Source organism: Streptomyces sp. NPDC057253 (assembly GCF_042669125.1).
Taxonomy (GTDB): domain Bacteria; phylum Actinomycetota; class Actinomycetes; order Streptomycetales; family Streptomycetaceae; genus Streptomyces.
Genome location: NZ_JBHUXV010000018.1, coordinates 90,642 through 108,059 on the forward strand (window position 1 = coordinate 90,642; position 17,418 = coordinate 108,059).

The 17,418-nt window shown below is 70.7% G+C and carries 18 protein-coding genes and 1 pseudogene; 6 read left to right on the forward strand and 13 right to left on the reverse strand.

What is annotated here, in order from left to right; translation table 11 throughout:
* The first annotated feature begins 1 nt into the window (after position 1).
* Positions 2-913 (forward strand): GlxA family transcriptional regulator, encoded by a 912-nt coding sequence (locus tag ACFULQ_RS12895; protein ID WP_383542108.1) that lies wholly within the window; start codon positions 2-4, stop codon positions 911-913.
* Between the two features lie 52 nt (positions 914-965).
* Here the strand turns inward: ACFULQ_RS12895 and ACFULQ_RS12900 are convergent, their stop codons facing one another.
* From ACFULQ_RS12900 to ACFULQ_RS12915, 4 genes are all read right to left on the reverse strand, one after another.
* Positions 966-1,244 carry a hypothetical protein gene (locus ACFULQ_RS12900; RefSeq protein WP_383542110.1) on the reverse strand — a complete coding sequence of 93 codons (279 nt, stop codon included), beginning with the start codon at positions 1,242-1,244 and terminating at the stop codon, positions 966-968.
* Between the two features lie 100 nt (positions 1,245-1,344).
* Positions 1,345-2,580: an acyl-CoA dehydrogenase family protein gene (locus ACFULQ_RS12905; protein WP_383542113.1), complete on the reverse strand. Its 1,236-nt coding sequence runs from the start codon at positions 2,578-2,580 to the stop codon at positions 1,345-1,347.
* A gap of 372 nt (positions 2,581-2,952) precedes the next feature.
* Complete coding sequence (locus ACFULQ_RS12910) at positions 2,953-3,132, reverse strand: transposase (protein WP_383542116.1); 180 nt, start codon at positions 3,130-3,132, stop codon at positions 2,953-2,955.
* A gap of 310 nt (positions 3,133-3,442) precedes the next feature.
* Positions 3,443-4,471: an aldo/keto reductase gene (locus ACFULQ_RS12915; protein WP_383542119.1), complete on the reverse strand. Its 1,029-nt coding sequence runs from the start codon at positions 4,469-4,471 to the stop codon at positions 3,443-3,445.
* Positions 4,472-4,852: 381 nt separating this feature from the next.
* Between ACFULQ_RS12915 and ACFULQ_RS12920 the strand changes: the two genes are divergently transcribed.
* The gene (locus tag ACFULQ_RS12920; RefSeq protein ID WP_383542122.1) at positions 4,853-5,917 is read left to right on the forward strand and encodes an LLM class flavin-dependent oxidoreductase; all 1,065 of its coding nucleotides are present in this window, start codon (positions 4,853-4,855) and stop codon (positions 5,915-5,917) included.
* Between the two features lie 3 nt (positions 5,918-5,920).
* Here ACFULQ_RS12920 and ACFULQ_RS12925 read toward each other — a convergent pair whose 3' ends face one another.
* The 5 genes from ACFULQ_RS12925 to ACFULQ_RS12945 all read right to left on the reverse strand — a co-directional run bounded on the left by ACFULQ_RS12925 (position 5,921) and on the right by ACFULQ_RS12945 (position 10,376).
* Positions 5,921-6,904 carry an isopenicillin N synthase family dioxygenase gene (locus tag ACFULQ_RS12925; protein WP_383542125.1) on the reverse strand — a complete coding sequence of 328 codons (984 nt, stop codon included), beginning with the start codon at positions 6,902-6,904 and terminating at the stop codon, positions 5,921-5,923.
* Positions 6,905-6,986: 82 nt separating this feature from the next.
* The gene (gene mmuM / locus ACFULQ_RS12930) at positions 6,987-7,901 is read right to left on the reverse strand and encodes a homocysteine S-methyltransferase (protein WP_383542128.1); all 915 of its coding nucleotides are present in this window, start codon (positions 7,899-7,901) and stop codon (positions 6,987-6,989) included.
* Entirely contained in the window at positions 7,898-8,647 is a 750-nt protein-coding gene (locus tag ACFULQ_RS12935) for an amino acid ABC transporter ATP-binding protein (RefSeq protein ID WP_383542196.1), read from the reverse strand. The genes mmuM and ACFULQ_RS12935 overlap by 4 nt, the downstream gene beginning before the upstream one ends.
* Positions 8,647-9,477: an amino acid ABC transporter permease gene (locus ACFULQ_RS12940; protein WP_383542131.1), complete on the reverse strand. Its 831-nt coding sequence runs from the start codon at positions 9,475-9,477 to the stop codon at positions 8,647-8,649. Before ACFULQ_RS12940 ends, ACFULQ_RS12935 begins: the two co-directional genes overlap by 1 nt.
* Positions 9,474-10,376, reverse strand: coding sequence for an ABC transporter substrate-binding protein (locus ACFULQ_RS12945; RefSeq protein WP_383542134.1), 903 nt, complete (start codon positions 10,374-10,376; stop codon positions 9,474-9,476). The genes ACFULQ_RS12940 and ACFULQ_RS12945 overlap by 4 nt, the downstream gene beginning before the upstream one ends.
* A gap of 169 nt (positions 10,377-10,545) precedes the next feature.
* Here ACFULQ_RS12945 and ACFULQ_RS12950 point away from each other — a divergent pair, with 169 nt between their 5' ends.
* Positions 10,546-11,328 carry an IclR family transcriptional regulator gene (locus ACFULQ_RS12950; protein WP_383542137.1) on the forward strand — a complete coding sequence of 261 codons (783 nt, stop codon included), beginning with the start codon at positions 10,546-10,548 and terminating at the stop codon, positions 11,326-11,328.
* Between the two features lie 33 nt (positions 11,329-11,361).
* Here ACFULQ_RS12950 and ACFULQ_RS12955 read toward each other — a convergent pair whose 3' ends face one another.
* Positions 11,362-12,111: an IclR family transcriptional regulator C-terminal domain-containing protein gene (locus tag ACFULQ_RS12955; protein ID WP_383542140.1), complete on the reverse strand. Its 750-nt coding sequence runs from the start codon at positions 12,109-12,111 to the stop codon at positions 11,362-11,364.
* 235 nt (positions 12,112-12,346) lie between these two features.
* On the opposite strand from ACFULQ_RS12955, the gene ACFULQ_RS12960 reads away from it, so the two are divergent.
* Entirely contained in the window at positions 12,347-12,535 is a 189-nt protein-coding gene (locus ACFULQ_RS12960) for a hypothetical protein (RefSeq protein WP_383542144.1), read from the forward strand.
* A 172-nt stretch (positions 12,536-12,707) separates the two neighbouring features.
* Here the strand turns inward: ACFULQ_RS12960 and ACFULQ_RS12965 are convergent, their stop codons facing one another.
* A complete protein-coding gene (locus ACFULQ_RS12965; protein WP_383542147.1) occupies positions 12,708-13,256 on the reverse strand; it encodes a GNAT family N-acetyltransferase in 549 nt (182 codons plus the stop codon).
* Positions 13,257-13,454: 198 nt separating this feature from the next.
* Positions 13,455-13,691: pseudogene (locus ACFULQ_RS12970) on the reverse strand (SDR family oxidoreductase); the annotation flags it as partial.
* A gap of 26 nt (positions 13,692-13,717) precedes the next feature.
* On the opposite strand from ACFULQ_RS12970, the gene ACFULQ_RS12975 reads away from it, so the two are divergent.
* The gene (locus ACFULQ_RS12975) at positions 13,718-14,053 is read left to right on the forward strand and encodes a TetR family transcriptional regulator C-terminal domain-containing protein (protein ID WP_383542199.1); all 336 of its coding nucleotides are present in this window, start codon (positions 13,718-13,720) and stop codon (positions 14,051-14,053) included.
* Between the two features lie 124 nt (positions 14,054-14,177).
* Here the strand turns inward: ACFULQ_RS12975 and ACFULQ_RS12980 are convergent, their stop codons facing one another.
* Positions 14,178-15,803 carry a PucR family transcriptional regulator gene (locus ACFULQ_RS12980; protein WP_383542150.1) on the reverse strand — a complete coding sequence of 542 codons (1,626 nt, stop codon included), beginning with the start codon at positions 15,801-15,803 and terminating at the stop codon, positions 14,178-14,180.
* Between the two features lie 246 nt (positions 15,804-16,049).
* Here ACFULQ_RS12980 and ACFULQ_RS12985 point away from each other — a divergent pair, with 246 nt between their 5' ends.
* A complete protein-coding gene (locus tag ACFULQ_RS12985; RefSeq protein WP_383542153.1) occupies positions 16,050-17,318 on the forward strand; it encodes an aspartate aminotransferase family protein in 1,269 nt (422 codons plus the stop codon).
* The last annotated feature ends 100 nt before the right edge of the window (positions 17,319-17,418 follow it).

Consider the following 17,418-nt stretch of genomic DNA (forward strand, 5'->3'; position numbering starts at 1 on the left):
CGTGAGCCACATCGCCTTCCTCCTGGTGCCGGGAGTCCACCTCCTGGACCTGGCCGGTCCCGCCCAGGTCTTCTCCACGGCTGCCGACTTCGGCCACCCCTACGCCCTCAGCTACCTCGCCGAGCAGCCCCAGGTCCCCACCGCCCAGGGGCTGCCCGTGGTGGCCCGGCTCGACTGGCCCCGGTTGGGCCCCGAGGACCTGATCGTGGTGCCCGGCTGGCGGGCGCCCACCCTGGCCGGCGCTCCCGCCCTCGGTGCTGCCGCCCTGGAGCGGCTCCGGGACCACCACGCCCGGGGCGGCACCGTCGCCAGCGTCTGCGCGGGAGCCGAAGCATTGGGCCGGGCCGGCCTGCTCGACGGCCGCCGCTGCACGACCCACCACGACCTTCAGGACGAACTCGCCCGCCGTTATCCCGCGGCCACCGTCGTCCGCGACGTCCTGTACACCGCCGACGACCGGGTGGTCACGTCGGCAGGCATCGCCAGCGGCATCGACCTGGCCCTCCACCTGATCGCCACCCGCCACGGCCCCGCCCTCGCCGCGCAAGTGGCCCGGGACATGGTGGTCTACGCCCGGCGCAACGGCCACGAGCCACAGGCCAGCGCCATGCTCCGCCACCGGTCCCACCTCGACGACACCGTGCACCGGGCCCAGGATCTCCTCGACGCCCGCTTCGACCAGCCCTTGCCGCTGCCCGACCTGGCCGCGGCCACCGGTGTCAGCGAACGCACCCTCACCCGCCTGTTCACCCGCGCCACCGGCGGCCTGACCCCGCTGCGCTACCAGCAGGCCCTGCGCCTCGAACGCGCCGAGCACCTCATCAGCCACGGCACCACCCTCGACGCCGCCGCCCGCGCCGTCGGCTTCGAGGACCCCCGCATGCTGCGCCGCCTACGAACGCGCAAGCCCTGACCACCGACCGCAGGCCAGCGCCGGGCAGGCCACCCATGAGGGTGAGCTCGATTCAGCTCTCCGCCAGTCGCCGCAGCAGACGCCTGCCGTCGGCCCCGGCGAACCACTCCGCGTGGCCGACGTAGTACTCGTAGGCCAGGCGGGCGTTGTGCGCCGAGCGTGTGATGCCGTGGAAATAGCCGAGTTCGGAGAGCGCGAACTCCGCGTGCACCAGGGGCAGTAGTGCGGGGAGCGCGGTGCTGAAGGGCAGCGCGGTCCAGGCAGCGGGATCCGTACGCGTGTCGACGCGGGGTACTTGGTCTGCGACGGTTCCATGGTGGCGCCGACCCATGAGCTACGGCGCAAGACTTCATGCGATTCGTCCCGCAACTCGTGTGCGCGGTCGACGACCTGTGGCCCTTGCCGCTGATCCGGCGTTCCTGGTTTCCCGGTCAAGCAGGCAGGACGAACGGGGGATGGGCGCCGTTGAGGAAGTAGTCTCCGACGTCGCGGAACTGATGGGCGACGGGCCGGTGCAGGGTGTGCGTGCGCGCGTTGCGCCAGAAGCGGTCGAGGCCCAGCCGGGCGGAGGCGGAGCGGGAGCCGACGACGTCGAGGGCACGGCTGGTGGACTCCTGCGCGGCCTTGGAGGCGGCGGCCTCGGCCATCGCCGCATGGACCGAGATGTCCGCGTACTCGTCGTAGCTGAGGTCCTCGCCGCGTGCCAGTCCGCCGTGGACGGCTGCCAGCGCCTGATCCGTGAGGGCGGCGGCGGAGCGGGTGAGGACCGTCAGTTCCCCATAGGTGGCCTGGACATGCGGGTCCTGGGGAGAGCCGTCCGGCCAGGACGGGCTCCACGAGGAAGGGGACGCATGGGCCGCCCTGCAGTATTCGCGTGCCTCGGCCAGTACACCTTCCGCGAGCCCGAGGAGGAGCTGGACGGAGAGGAGACGCCCGATCGGTGAGGCGAGAGCCGCCGACGGTGACAGCACGTCGTCGTCGGCGGTCAGGGAGCCGAGGACGTCCTGGGCGCTGATCGGCACGGCATTGAACTCCACGCCGCCTCCGGCCGCGAGCCGTTGGCCGAAGGTGTCCGCCTCGTCGATCCGCACCCCGCGATGGGTGGGATCGACGAGGACGGCGACCGGTTCGCCGCTGCCGGCCCGCTCGGCCCGCACCGCGAGGCGGTCGGCGACGAGGACTCGGGTGGCGTAGCTCTGCCGGCCCTCGAGGACGTAGCCCTTCCCTTTCCTGGCGAGGGTCGGCGGGAAGTCCTGAGGGGCGAAACCACCGCCCCAACACCACTGCTCCGCGGCGGATCGCTGTTCGATCCGAGCGGCGAGCTCAGGCTCGGTGAAGCACCGGGCACCCCAGGACAGGAAGTAGTGAGACGCCAGGAGTTGGGCGATCGCTGCGTCGGTGGCCGCGATCGCCCGGACGACCGCGAAGGCGGTGGGCCAGTCCGCGCCGCCTCCGCCGAGTTCGGCCGGTATGAGCAGCGTCAGCAAGCCGGATTCACGGAGTCTGGACACCTCGTCGAAGGTGAGCTTGCCCGCGTGCTCCCTGGCCGCCGCGTCCGTGGCCAGATCGTCCGCCGTCTCTTGGGCCACGCGCAACCAGTGAGCGCGGCCGGGCCCGAACGGGTCGGACGCCGAGGCGGGTGGGGACGGCATGGGGGCAAGGCCCATGGTGGTGGTCTCCTCAAGCGTCTTCGGGGTGATCCTTCTTTTCCTAGTAATCCGATAGGAATTATAGGGACAGCCACACGTCAGCGGGGTGTGGCTGTCCCAAAATCGACCCGGGCAAACCGGGGCAATAGCCTGCAAATTTCGCTGACGTCATATCGCTATGCGAGACAGCCGACGACTTGTGTTGCCTCCCTGAAGGTCGCTGCTGCCAGGACGCCTTCGTGCATCGGCCGTCAGGCCGGTGGCGAAGCGAATCTGGTGATGGCGGCGCAGCGCGTCGCAGACTCAGGTGGGGCAGTGCCGGACAGGGCAGTTCTTTGCCTGCGGCGCGGGGCGCAGGGAGGGTTCCTCCCGGCGGAGCCCGGGTGGTGCTCACACCGGCCGGTCCTGCTGTTCGATGTGCTGCCGGACCATGGAGAGCGTGGCCCCGCCGACGGTTCCGGCGAAGCAGGAACCGGACCAGAGTTTGTTGGCCCGCCAGTAGTGGCGTAGAAGGTCGGGGAACCCCTGACGGAAGGCGGCGGGAGAAGATCCCCCTTCCGCGATCAACATCAAAGCCGCCGCCGGACTGGCGGTGTCAGCCTGCGCAGCGCCGGTAAGACCAGGAGCAATCCCGGCACAGCGCGAAGAAACAGGAAGCCACGGATTCCCGACCCGAAACCCGCGTGGCGGCACAGCAAAGCGCCAGTCGTTGCCCCGGCGTCGCCGTGGTCTCCTGCTGAGTCGGACCGACATCCACGCGCGCCCTCACTCCTGCCGGCCGCGACCCCCACGTGCGCGGGCACGCCACGGCACTTCCCTCTCCTCCCGGACGCCCGGCCGACAACAACCGTGTCGCTTAAGGTCGTTCACCCCGAACGTGTCAGCGGGAGCCCGTTCCGTGGACGCCGTGCCGGTCGATCAGGCTGAGTTCCTCGTCCGTCAGGGGCGGGAACTCCAAGGCCTTGAGGTTGTGGTCCAGTTGCCACGTCGAGCTCGCGCCGATGAGTGCACTGGTCACCTGAGGCTGTCGCAGGGTCCACTGAAGCGCCAGCTGCGCCAGCGACTGGCCTCGCCGCCGGGCGATCTCGTTGAGTGCCGTGGCCCGCTCGCGGTAGGTGTCGTCGATGACGTCGGGCGACAGGAAGGCGCTGTCGCGGGCGCGGGCGCCCTCGGGGATCGTGCCGTCGAGATACTTGTCGGTGAGCAGTCCCTGGGCGAGGGGACTGTAGACCACGAGACCGAAGCCGTCCCGGGCGGCGAGATCGAACAGCCCGTTGAGCTCCGGGGTGCGGTCGAAGATCGAGTAACGCGGCTGGTGGACCAGCAGCGGGACCCCGGCCCGGCGAAGCAACTCCGCGGCCTCGTGCGCCCGTTCAGGGGTGTAGTTGGAGATGCCCGCGTAGAGCGCCTTCCCTGACCGGACCGCCGTCACCAGGGCTCCGACGGTCTCCTCCAACGGGGTGGAGAGGTCGGGGCTGTGGCTGTAGAAGATGTCGACGTAGTCGGTGCCGAGATCGCGCAGGCTGTGATCCAGCGATGCCAGCAGTGACTTGCGGGAACCGCCCTTCAGGTAGGGACTCGGGCCGAGCGGGTTGCCGGCCTTGGTCGACAGGACGAGCTCGTCCCGGTAGGGCATGAGATCCCTGCGCAGCACGGTGCCGAAGAACTTCTCGGCGGCGCGCGCGGGCGGACCGTAGCGGTTGGCGTTGTCGAAGTGGGTGATGCCGAGGTCGAACGCGTGCAGCACGATGTCGCGCTGGGTCGCGTAGGGACGGTCGGTGCCGAACTTCTGCCACAGGCCGAACGAGAAGGCGGGGAGGCGCAGGCCCGAGGCGCCGGCCCTGCGGTAGTCGCCGATCTTCTCGTAGCGGTCGTCGGCCGCTCGGTGGGTAGGAGCGCCGAATGTCATGCGCGGAGGGTCCGTTCAGGCGGGGACAGAAGGCAGGAGAAATACAACCAGGCCGGAAGCGGCAGCGGGCGGGCGGCTCCGCACCGGCGGTGCGGCGGCGGATGGGGCACGTTGACATTCCGATCGATCACTCGGAGACTCGATCACATGCCTGAGGTCCTGCTGCTCACCAGCGAGCGATGCGTCGACCTCGTACTCGTGTCCAGCGCCCAGTGTTGACCTCCCTGGTGCCTTTCGCCGTTCCACTGTCGCGTGCTGTCGCGTCCGCTTTGACCTGAGAGGACGTACGTCCGGCTGCCCCGGGCGTCCGACACCGATCCCCGCGCAGTGCCCCGAGGCGCCCTCCGACGGCCACCACCCCGCACAGCGATCGGAAGCCTGATGAGCTCGGAATTCCTCTGGTACATCCCCAACACCGTCGAGCCGGGGCACCGCGGTGACGACACGACGACCGGCTGGGGCTCCGTCGAGTACTCCACCGACCTCGCCCGCACGGCCGAGGAACACGGATGGGGCGGCGCACTCCTGGGAACCGGCTGGGGGCGCCCGGACACCTTCACCGTCGCCACCGCGCTGGCAGCCCGGACCACCACCTTCAAGCCCCTGATCGCGATCCGCCCCGGCTACTGGCAGCCCGCTCACTTCGCCAGCGCGGCGGCGACCCTCGACCAGCTCAGCCGCGGCCGGGTCCTGGTCAACATCGTCAGCGGACTGGACAACCTCGCTGCGTACGGGGACACCCGCAGCGATCCCGCGCAACGCTACGACCGTACAAGGGAGTTCCTCCATCTCGCACGACGACTGTGGACCGAGGAGGAGGTGACGTTCGACGGCGAGCACTTCCAGGTCGGCCGGTCCACGGTCGCCCCGCGCCCGTACGCGACCGGTACGAGGGCGCATCCCACGCTCTACTTCGGCGGTGCGTCCGAGGCCACCGAGCGGGTGTCGGCGGCGGAGGCGGACGTCCAGCTCTTCTGGGGTGAACCACTCGACGGACTCGCCGAACGGATCGACCGGCTAAAGGAGTTGAGCGAGCAGGTGGGCCGCAGGCACCGGCCGCTGGAGTTCGGGCTGCGGATCACCACGGTGGTGCGCGACACCACGGAGGAGGCGTGGCGTGCGGCCGAGGAGCGGGTCGCCAGGATGGCGGCGGAGGGCGGGAAGGAACTGACCTGGGCGGGGGACCGCAGGACCGCCGTCGGACAGCGACGGCTCTTCGACCTCGCCGCTCGGGGCGAGGTGCTCGACACTTGCCTCTACACCACGCCCGGGAAGTTCGGTGGCGGGGGAGCGGGGACCACCTGGCTGGTGGGCTCCGCCGCCGACGTCGCCACGGCGCTGGAGAACTATCGCAAGCTCGGCATCACCCACTTCGTCCTCTCCGACACCCCCTACAAGCAGGAGATCAGCCGTGTCGGAGACCAGTTGCTGCCCCTGCTGCGCTGAGCGTCACGCAACGGTCAGCTCCGGGTGATGCTTCCTCACCACGGCGGGGTGGGCGCGGACCCAGCCCTTGAGCTCGTTCCAGCCGAACTCCGCGAACAGCGGGTTGTCCGGGTCCTCCGTCACGCCCCGCGCATCCGCCGCGCCGGGGAAGGGGAGCGGGGCGATCCGGGCGTCGAGGCGGGGGTTGTAGAAGAACGGCGCGGAGAAGCGCTCACGTGATCCCGGAGGGGAGACCACCCGGTGGTTGGTCGCCTTCAGGTAGCCGTTGGTCGCGACCTCCAGCAGTTCGCCGAGGTTCACCACGAACGCTCCCGGCAGGTACGGGACGTCGATGAAGCCCTGCCCGTCCGGTGTCTCCACCTGGAGTCCGGGCACCTCGTCGGTCAGCAGCAGGGTCAGGAAGCCGTAGTCCTTGTGCACGCCGACGCCCTGGTCGTCCCCCTGAGGGGCCCGCCCCGGGTAGCGGACCAGTTTGAGGTGGTTGCGCGGGTGGCCGGAGAAAGCGTCGTCGTAGAAGTCCTCGGGGCCGCCGACGGCCGCGAGCAGCTCGTGCAGCAGCCGGTGGGCGACCGCGCTGAGCCGAGCCATCCACTCCAACGAGACCTCTCGCAGAGCGGGCAGGGCCGCGGGCCACTGGTTCGGTCCCTCCAGCCACCAGTACGGCGGCTCGCCCGGGACCGGTACGCGAGCGGGCAGCTCGTTGCTGATGTCGAGCTGGTCGCGCCAGTCCCGCCGGCCCTGGGTGTGCTCGTTGCCGATCCGCGTGTAGCCGCGGAAGTGGGGCGAGTTGAGGTTGTCGAGGGCGAGCCGGTCGGCTTCGGGCAGGGCGAAGAAGGCGCGGGCGGTGCTGAGCAGGCGGGCCTGTTCGGCGGTGGTGATGCTGTGGCCGACCAACTGGAAGAACCCGACGTCTCGGGCGGCCCGGTGGAGCGCGTCACGGTCGGGGGAGGAGAGGTCGATCACCGGGAGGGAGGAGGAGTGGGACATGGGTGGTGTTCCTTGCGGGCGGTGCGGGTTCGGAGGAGGGATGTTCGGGCGTGTGGGCGTGCGGTAGGCCTTGCGACGCCGCTCAGTGGCCTGCCGGCGCAGCCCCGACGCGGTCGGCCAGCTGCTTGATCTCCGCCGGCCCGACCCGGCAGCAGCCGCCCACGAGCGCCGCGCCGGCGCGGCGCCAGGACGGAGCGAGGTCCGCGATCTCGTCCTGGGCACCCAGCCAACTCCGGGACTCGGAGTCCCAGCTGCCGCCACCGTTCGGGTAGACGACGCCGGGCAGCCCGGAGACAAGGGCCAGTGCGGCGCTCGCGTCGGCGGCGGGGGCGCAGTTCACCCCCGTGGCGACGACGGCGTCGCTGCTGCGGGCCAGCGCGAAGGCCTCGGTGAGCGGCTGGCCCGCGCTGGTGGTCGTCCCGCGGATGCTGTACGAGAGCCAGGCCGGGATGCCCAGCCCGTCCAGGGCGATCAGCACCGCTTCGGCCTCCCGCAGGTCGGGAATGGTCTCGACGGCGAAGACGTCGGGGCCGGCCTCGGCCAGCGCCTCCAGCCGGGGACGGTGGAAACGGGTCAGCTCGGCCACGGTGAGGCCGTAGTCACCCCGGTATTCCGAGCCGTCGGCCAGCATCGCGCCGTACGGCCCTACGGATGCCGCGACCCAGCGCCGACCGGGGGAACCGGCCTGGGCGGCGTCGGCGGCCTCGCGGGCCAGCGACACGCTGCGTTGCAGCAGTGCCGTGGTCTCGGTGCGGGAGATGCCCAGGCGGGCGAAACCGTCGTAGGTGGCCTGGTATCCGGCCGTGATGGCGACCTGTGCGCCCGCCGCGTAGTAGGCGCGGTGGACGGCGGCGATCGCCTCGGGGTCGTCGCGGAGCAGGCGGGCGGACCAGAGGGCGCCGCTCAGGTCGTGGCCCTGGGCCTCCAGCTCGTTGGACATGCCGCCGTCCAGGACGAGGGGGCCGGTGGCCAGGGCGTCGCGGAAGGTCGTCGTCACAGCACTCTCGTCACGAAGTCACGGGTACGGGGGTGTTCGGGCGCCGTCAGGACGCGGGAGGGCGGTCCGGATTCCAGGATCTGTCCGTCGTCGAAGAAGACGATCTCGTCGGCGACCTCGCGGGCGAAGCCCAGCTCGTGGGTGACGACGAGCATCGTCATGCCGTCGGCGGCGAGGCCGCGCATGACGTCCAGCACTTCGCCGACCAGTTCCGGATCGAGTGCCGAGGTCGGCTCGTCGAACAGCATGAGCTTCGGCCGCATCGCCAACGCGCGGGCGATGGCGACCCGTTGCTGCTGGCCGCCGGAGAGCTGGGCGGGGTAGGCGTCGCGCCGGTCGGCCAGACCGACCCGGTCGAGAAGCGCCAGCGCCTCGCCGGTGACCTCGGCGCGGGGGCGGCCCGCGCCGACCGGTCCCTCGGCCACGTTGGCGAGTGCCGTCAGATGGGGGAAGAGGTGGAAGCGCTGGAAGACCATGCCGATGTCCCGACGCTGCCGGGCCAGGTCACGGCGGCGCAGCTCGCGCAGCCCGTCCCGGTACGGCTCGTAGCCGATCGGTTCGCCGTCGACCAGGATCCGGCCGCCGTCGGGCCGCTCCAGACGGTTCACGCACCGCAGGAAGGTGGACTTCCCCGACCCGGAGGGCCCGATCACACAGGTGACCGTCCCCCGGGGTACGGACAGGTCGATGCCGCGCAGCACTTCCCGCCCCGCGAAGGACTTCCGGACACCGGTGGCCTCGATCATCATCGGCTGCCGCCCTTCGCGAAGTGCCGTTCGAGGTAGTGCTGGCCGATGTTGAGCAGGGTCGTGACGGCCAGGTACCAGATGCTGGCGACGATCAGCAGCGGGATCGTCTGGTAGGTGCGGGCGTACACGATCTGCACGGAGTACAGCAGTTCCGCGTAGGCCAGCACGCTCACCAGGGAGGTCGTCTTGAGCATGGAGATGGTCTCGTTGCCGACCGGCGGGATGATCACCCGCATCGCCTGGGGCAGCACGATCCGGCGCAGCGTCCTGGCCCGGGGCAGGCCCAGCGCGTCCGCCGCCTCCAGCTGCCCGGGGTCGACCGAGACGATCCCGGCCCGGATGATCTCGGCGAGATAGGCGGCCTCGTTGAGGCCGAGACCCAGCAGGGCCGCGGCGAAGGTCGTGATGACGGAGTTCGCGGGGACGTCACCGATCGCCGGCAGGAGGGGCAGGTGCAGCGACAGCGTCGGGTACAGCGCGGAGATGAAGCCCCAGAACAGCAGCTGAACCAGGAGCGGGGTGCCCCGGAAGAGCCAGATGTACGCCCAACTGACGCTCCGGGCGACGGAGTTGTCCGACAGCCGCATCAGCGCCAGCGCGATGCCGAGCACGAGCCCGATCGCCATGGCGGCCGCGGTGAGCTCCAGGGTGGTCAGCAGCCCCGTCATCACCGTCCGGCTGAACAGCCAGGCGCCGACCGTGTCCCAGCCGAAGCGCTGGTTGGTGATCAGCGACTGGACCAGGCTCGCGGCCAGGAGCACGACGACGAGAGTCAGCACCCACTGGCCCGGCCTGCGACGGCGATAGACCGGCAACTCCTCGCTCATGAAGCCGCGTTGATCTCGAACGTGTCCAGGGCGCCGGACTGAAGGCCCCACTTGGCGAGGACCTGCTCGTAACCACCGCTCGCCTTGAGGTCCTCCAGCGCCGACTTGAGCAGCCCGGTCAGTTCACTGTTCTTCGGTACGGCGATGCCGAACGGCGCGTTGCCGTAGGAGTCCCCGGCGACCTCCAGCTTCCCGCCGGACTGCTTGGCGGCGTACGCGGCGACCGGGGAGTCGGCCAGGGCGGCGTCGGCGCGGCCACTGGTGACGGCGAGGTTCACACCCGTGCCGTCCGGGAAGGTGCTGGCCTTGATCGGCGTCTTGCAGGTCTTTGCGCGAGCCGGCAGGTCCACGAGGGCCTGCGTGGACCCCTTGGCCACGGCGACGGTTCGGCCGCACAGCGAATCGCCGCCGGGCTTCAGCGCCTTGGGATTGCCGGCCGGGACCAGCAGGGACGTGCCCGCGTCGAAGTAGGTGACGAAGTCGACGACCTTCTCCCGCTCGGCGGTGTCGGTGAAGGAGGAGACGCCGAGCTGGTACTTGCCGGACTGGAGGCCGGGCAGGATCGAGTCGAAGGGCACGTTGACGATGGTGACCTTGACGCCGAGGACCGTGCCGATGGCCTTGTCGAGGTCGGCCTCGGCGCCGACGACCGTCTTGTTGTCGGAGGCGAAGAAGTCCATCGGCGGGTAGCTGACATCGCTGGCGATCGTGATCCCGCTCGCCTTCAACGCGGCCGGGACCTTGGCGGCGAGCGCGGCGTTCTTCCTGATCGGGGAGGCGGCGGACGACGTACCGGACGACGAGCCGGAAGAGGCGTCGGCCGGCTGGGAGGGGTCGGCGCAGCCCGCCAGAAGCAGTGTCGCGGAACCGAGCAGTACTAGCGGGCGCAGAGCGGACAAGGCGAACTCCTGTTGAGCCTGAAGTGCGAGGGATGGCTGGAGACTATCCCTGGATGCGAAATAGACAAGTCCAGTTGCACATCATGCACGGACCTTGCAATGAACCTGCAATGTCCCCGCAACGAAGGCGCGAAGCGCCACCCCGGCCCGGCGCTATGCTCGGCCCGCGATGACCACCGACAGCAGCCTGAAACGCGGCCTGGCCGTACTACGACTCTTCGCCGAGCACCCGTCGCAGGACCCGCGCGGCCACACCGCCGCCGAGGTCGCCGCGCTGCTGGGCCGCGAACGGAGCCAGGTCTCCCGCATACTGCGGAGCCTCGAGACGGCCCGGTTCCTGCGCCGTGATCCCGCGTCGCTGCGCTACTCCGTCGCCTGGGAGCTGTACGCGCGGGCCCAGCAGATCACCGAGGCACGTCTGCGCCGGGACGGCCGCACCGCGTTGGAGGGCGTCGCCGCCGACACGGGGGAGTGCGCCTACCTGGGGGTCCTGCGCGGTGCCAGTTCGGTGACGATCCTCGAGTCGATGCCGCCGGAGCTGTCCTCGTTCGTGTCCTGGGTGGGCCGCGCCTATCCCGCCTATTGCAGTGACGCCGGACAGGCCCTGCTGTTCGACGCCGACGACTCCGAGGTCGCCGCCGTCCTCGCCCGCACCGCCTTCGTCCGGCACGGCCCCAACACCCCCGCGGACCTGGACGACTTCCTGACCCGCCTGCACGCGGCCCGAAAGCGGGGCTACTCGATCGTCGACCAGGAGGCCGAACCCGGTCTGTACTCGCTCGCGGCTCCGGTCAGGGACTTCCGCGGGGAGATCGTCGCCGCAGTGCAGGTCGTCGGCCCCCGCCGCCGTCTGGAGCCGGACACGGAGGCCTGTGCGGAGTCGGTGGTCCGCTGGAGCGACTGGCTGACCGCCGCACTGCGCTCGACGGACGAGTCGCCGGACCAGGACTGAGCAGCCGCGGTCCGGCTGGGGTTCAGGCGAGTTTCAGCCGAGGAGGGAGGCAAGCCGCCCCGCCGCGTCACCGATCGCGGTGACGATCTCTTCCCGGTCGTCCCTGGCCGCCGCGTGCGGTACGACCGCGCTGACCGCCGCCACGACGTCCCCGCGCGAGTCCCGTACCGGCGCGGCCACCTCCAGTACGTCCTCGTCGTACTCGCTCTCGCACACCGCGACCCCGCGCCCGGCGTCCGCGGCGACCCGCGCCAGCAGATCGTCCACGGTCCGCGGCGCGTAGGGGCCGCCCGCCCCGATGAAGTCCTCGCCGCCCAGGAGTTGTGCCACCTCCGCCCGCGAGTGGTCGAAGAGCAGCGCCCGTCCCGCCCCGGTGCACCAGACCGGCGTCAGCCGCCCCGCCCGCGCCCAGGCGAACTCGGCCCAGGCCGCCAGCTCGGCCCGCACCGAGAGCACCATCGCACCGCAGAGCACGTCCACGTACGCACACGCCCCGAACCGGACCACCAACTCCCGCAGCAGAGCCCGGCTCTCCACGCCCCACGGCCCGGCCTTTGCCGCGACGGCCAGCAGATCCGCCCCGGCTCGGAACTCGTTGGCGTCCCGTGCGAGGGTCCCGGTGCCGACCAGATCCCGCAGCAACCGCGACGCCTGCCCCTTGTCCAGCCCGCTCTCCTCCGCCAGCCGAACCACCCCGGGCCCCCCTCGACTGTCGAGCTCCCCCCGGACCACCCGCTCCACCAGCCCGAGCCCTCTGGCCAGTGCACCCGTCGCCACGTCCATGCGCCGGATGCTACAGATTCCGGCGTCGGCCGGGGGCACCAGGACTGAGACGGTCCCTGGAGACGGCTTCTGCAGCAGGCTTCAGCGTTATCCGTAGGCCACGATGGCGCGGCCGAGGTGCCGACGGCGGGACGACAGGCGGAACGGACGGTTCCCTTCGCCGTCCCGTGCATCGGGTGGAGGTCCGGGGGAACTCGGCGAGCCTGTTGAACGCCGATCGAAGGGGTGCCCGGACATGTCCAATCCACAGCAACCGGAGCAGCGCCGCAGCGACAAGGGGAGCGGGACCCCCCAGGACAGTGCGGAGCTGAAGGCGCGGGAGGGGCGCGCGCGGGGCGGCCACGCCCATGGGACCGACAAGGGAGACAAAGGCGGAGGCGAGGGCGGGGGTGTACCGCCCGAGCAGCAGCCCCACCATCCGTGACGGAGCGCGCGACACGGACAGCACTCCCGGCCTGCCGGCCGTACGAACCGGGGCGTACGGCCGCGTGAGGCGTCTGCCCGCCCCACGCGAAACCGCGGGGTCACACCGCGCCGTCCGGGTCGGCATCCAGGCGGCCCGTGATGTCACAAGCGGCGTATCAGCGCTCGCATGACTACGTGGCGGCCTCGCGGAGGCCGACTGCGTCATGCCGCCAGAACGGCTCGGCGTAGACCAGCGTCCCCGTCATCCATGGCTCATATTCCGGGAGCCTGATGGCCTGGAAGGCGCCGTCCGGGATACGCAGGGACGGCTTACGGAAGCCCAGGCCACCCCCGGGCGAGAAACCGAAGCGCGAGTAATAGCCCGGATCGCCTTCCACGAAGACGAGGGGAACAGTTCGCTCGGTGAGGATCCCCAGTCCGTGTCGCACCAGGGCCGAGCCGACACCCCGCTTGTGGAACTCAGGCAGCACGGCCAGCGGACTGAGGACTTGCACCTCGACCAGCTGCCGAGGGGCATCGAGCAGGCTGCGGGTGAACATCACATGGCCGACGACCTGCCCGTCGCGCTCGGCGACCAGTGAGAGACCGTTCTCAGGCGTGATGGTGTCCCGCAACGTATCGACCAGGTCGGCCACGACACGGCCATGGTCGCCGAACGCCTGCAGATGAACATCCCGTACGGCTTGCCGGTCGCTCGGAAGTTCTTCGCGAAGGTCCATGCCCGGAGGGTAGGGACCCCTCCGGGTGGCTCGCACACGGTTTTCGAGCCGGAAGGACACACGGCCGGAGTGGCGCGCTGGCTTTCGGGTGTGGGAGGGCGCGTAGGCGGCGCTGCTCGCGATCGCGGCGAGCGCGAGCGCCGACAGGACGATCCCCCGCCACCATCGGGCACGGTGCTCCTCCCGGTGGGGAATGACTCACAGCCCGGCACCTCCCGTCGTGTCGATGACCCGGCCGGTCACCCAGTGCGCGTCGTTGGACGCGAGGAACGCTGCGATGTCGGCCACGTCTTCCGGCTGACCCCCTCGGCCAAGGGCGGCCAGGGATGCCGTATGTGCCTCGGCCTGCGGATTGCCCCTGAGCCAGGCCGCGTTGACATCCGTGTCGACGATCCCGGGGGCTGTCGAGTTGGCCGTGATGCCCCGAGGGCCGACCCACAGCCCGTGGCGCGTTCCGCCGCATCCTTCGCGAGGCGGCGGGCGTCTACCCCGACCCCTCCCACCCGCCCGGCTGTCTGACCATCAGCGCCGCCACCAACGTCGCCGTCCAGGACGCCGAGGTCGCGGCATTCCTGCGCGACCTGCGCAACGCGAACCTGGCCGCCTTCGAAACACGCCTGAAGACCGCACAGCAGCAAGGCGAACTCTCTGCCGCAGCCAATCCAGGCGCTCTGGCCGCGTACTTCGCCGCGGTCATCCAGGGGATGTCACAACGCTCCCGCGACGGCGCAACAACCACAGAGCTCACGGAAACGGCAGAACTGGCACTGGCCGCGTGGCCCCAGCCGCAAGACTGAGCGCCTCGCCGTTGCTGCGAGTGACGGCGGAGGAGGCAAGTCCGCTCGACTGGTGCGTGAGTACGGCGAGGGGTGGACGCAGACCGCCCTCACCGTCCTGCATCAGGCCACGCCTGCGTCCGCGTCAGCCGGCTCGCAGTACATCGAGTGCCGTGAGTGCCACGTGAAGCTCGGTGCGCTGGTCACCTGATTCGAGGTCGCGGTCGAGGAGGCGCTCGATGGTGCGCAGGCGTTGGTACATGGTCTCGCGGGACAGGCCGCCCCGGCGGGCGGCGGTCGTCTTGTTGCCGGCCGCTTCGAGGTAGTGGCGCAGGGTGGTCAGCAAGTCGGTTCCGTGCTGAGCGTCATGGTCGATGAGGCGCCGCAGCTGCCGTTCGGTGTACTCCTGGACACGAGGGTCCTCGCGAAGGGCGTACAGCACCCGGCGGAGGCCGATGTCGGACAGCTCATGGAACGAGCGGTTCCGGGGGAGGGGCTGCCCTGGCGGCGTGGCCTCGGCGACGCGGGCCGCCTCGCGGAAGGACCGGGCGCTGTCGGTGAGGTCGGTGACCTCGCACCCCGCGCTCACGATCGCTTCCGGGGCCAGCCCCTGTACCGCTTCGGACAGGCGCTCCACGAAGGGACGCCAGGGCTGGCCGGTGCGCAGTGCCAGCAGGATGCCGAGGCGGCCGGGGGCCAGTTCGCCGACGAGGGCCGCCACCCCTGCCGTACTCAGCTCCTGCTCAAGACGTGACTCGGTCTCGACCGCCCCCTTCCCTGCCCGCAGGTCCACCAGGGCGGCGACGTAGCTGCCTCGATCCGTTGCCAGGCCCAGGGCAGCGCAACGGGCGTGCGCGTCCTCCGCGGAGCGATAGCGCTGTTCCACGAGGTCGAGGAGGGCGTTGCGGTGTGCGGTGCGTTCCCATGGCGTGGGGTGGATGAGTCGCGCGACGGTCAGTGCCATCGCGGTCCTCCCCAGCAGAGTGACGTCCTCCGGCCCGAACGCCGCTCCTGAGGTGCGCGCCGGAAGCATGACCACTCGCCCCCAGCGCTCGCCCTGGTACTCGACCGGGGCGGTGAGCCAGCCTTCCGGGCCGTGTCTGGTGATGGCGTCGCCGGGGCCGGTCGCCCTGGAGCGTTGTTCCCAGTCGGCGAGTGCCTCCTCCACGGTGAGCCCGGACGGTTCGCAGATCAGCGCCTGGTGCACCAGGTTCTCCAGCACCACCGTCCTTCCGCTCATGTCCGCAGCCGCACGCAAAACGTCCTCCGGACCGGCGCCGCGCAGGGTCAGGGCGGTGAACGCCTCGTGGATGCGTTGAGCGCGGCGCATCGCCTCCGTCTGGTTGCCCAGCAGAAGGGAGTGCACGACCTGCGTGACCTCCAGGAAGTTGACGTCCTTGGCCAGGGTGACCAGCGGGAGGCCGCGCCGCCGGCAGGCGTCGACGAGGGTGTCCGGCGGGCGGTGGTAGCGGCGTACGAGTTCGATGACCAGGGCCGCGGCCCCGACTTCGGCGAGTTCGTCGACGTACCGGCGTACGCCGGCCGCGTCCTGGGGCAGGGGCATCCCGGTGGTCAGGACGAGCTCGCCACCCTTGAGGAACGACGAGGGGTCGGTCAGCTCGGTGATGTGGACCCACCGGACCGGATGGTCCAGATGCGCCGCGCCGCTGACGACCGTCGGTTGTCCGGCAGCCAGCACAGGAAGGGCCAGGACATCGGCGACGGTGAGCGGACGGGTGGGCCCCTGGACGGCCGATGGGTTGTCGTTCACGGTCTCTCCAAGGGCTCCTGCACGGACGTGACCGGCTTTCGGGGAGTGTCCGGTCACTGTGACAAGCGTCCCTGACCTGCGCAAGAGCGGTCGGCGCGTGCTTGGTGTCCGGTGCGTCGTCGGTGAGCCTGACACAACGTCCGGATGCCGTGTGCCGACCGGACAGATCGGGTGTGGGCGCCGCCCTTGCCTGCGGAGATGCTCGGAAGACCTGAGCAGACCGAACACCGAGGCCGGGAGACGAACATGACCGCACTGTCGCCGCACCTTCGCCAGGCCACGCCCGTGGTGGCGGCCCGGGGCGAGGGCGTCCACCTCTTCGACCAGGACGGCCGCCGCTTCCTCGACTTCACCGCCGGCATCGGCGTCACCAGCACCGGTCACTGCCACCCCAAGGTCGTGGCGGCGGCGCAGGAGCAGGTGGGCTCACTGATCCACGGCCAGTACACGACCGTCATGCATGAGCCGCTGCGTCGCCTGGTCGAAAAGCTCGGCGAGGTGCTGCCGGCCGGCCTGGACAGCCTGTTCTTCACCAACTCCGGCAGCGAGGCCGTCGAGTCCGCTCTGCGACTTGCCCGTCAGGCCACAGGCCGCCCGAACGTGATCGTCTGTCACGGCGGCTTCCACGGCCGTACGGTCGCCGCCGCCTCCATGACGACGTCCGGTACTAGATTCCGCTCCGGCTTCTCCCCGCTGATGAGCGGCGTGGTCGTCACCCCCTTCCCGGCGGCCTTCCGCTACGGCTGGGACGAGGAGACCGCGACCCGGTTCGCACTCAAAGAGCTCGACTACACGCTTCAGACGATCTCCTCGCCGGCTGACACGGCCGCGATCATCGTCGAGCCGGTTCTCGGCGAGGGCGGATACGTGCCCGCCAACCGCACGTTCATGCAGGGGCTGCGGGAGCGTGCGGACCGGCACGGCTTCCTTCTGATCCTCGACGAGGTGCAGACCGGCGTCGGCCGCACCGGCCGCTTCTGGGGCCACGACCACTTCGGCGTCGCGCCCGACATCCTGGTCACCGCCAAGGGCCTGGCCAGCGGGTTCCCGCTGTCCGGCATCGCCGCCTCCGAGGAGCTGATGAGCAAGGCGTGGCCCGGCTCGCAGGGCGGTACGTACGGTGCCAACGCCGTCGCCTGCGCCGCGGCCTGCGCCACCCTGGACGTCGTACGCGACGAGAAACTCGTCGAGAACGCCGAGGCGATGGGCAAGCGGCTGCGCCAGGGCCTGGAAGCGGTGGCCGACCGGACGCCAGGTATCGGCGACGTGCGGGGCCTCGGGCTCATGCTGGCCACCGAGTTCGTCACCGAGGACGGCAGCCCCGACCCGGACACGGCCGCCCGCGTTCAGCGCGCCGCCGTCGACGAGGGCCTGCTCCTGCTGCTGTGCGGCGCCTGGAACCAGGTGGTGCGCATGATCCCGGCACTCGTCATCGACGAGACGGCAGTGGACGAGGGCCTCCGGGCATGGGCGAGCGCGGTCGAGGCCGGCACGTCGGGAGCGGCCGGGCGATGACGGGCGCCACCACGGCCGCACCCGGCATGCGGGTGGAGACCGCGTTCAACTCCACCGGTTTCTGAGCCTACGACTCCTCGTACCACTGGCTGTCCGGAGA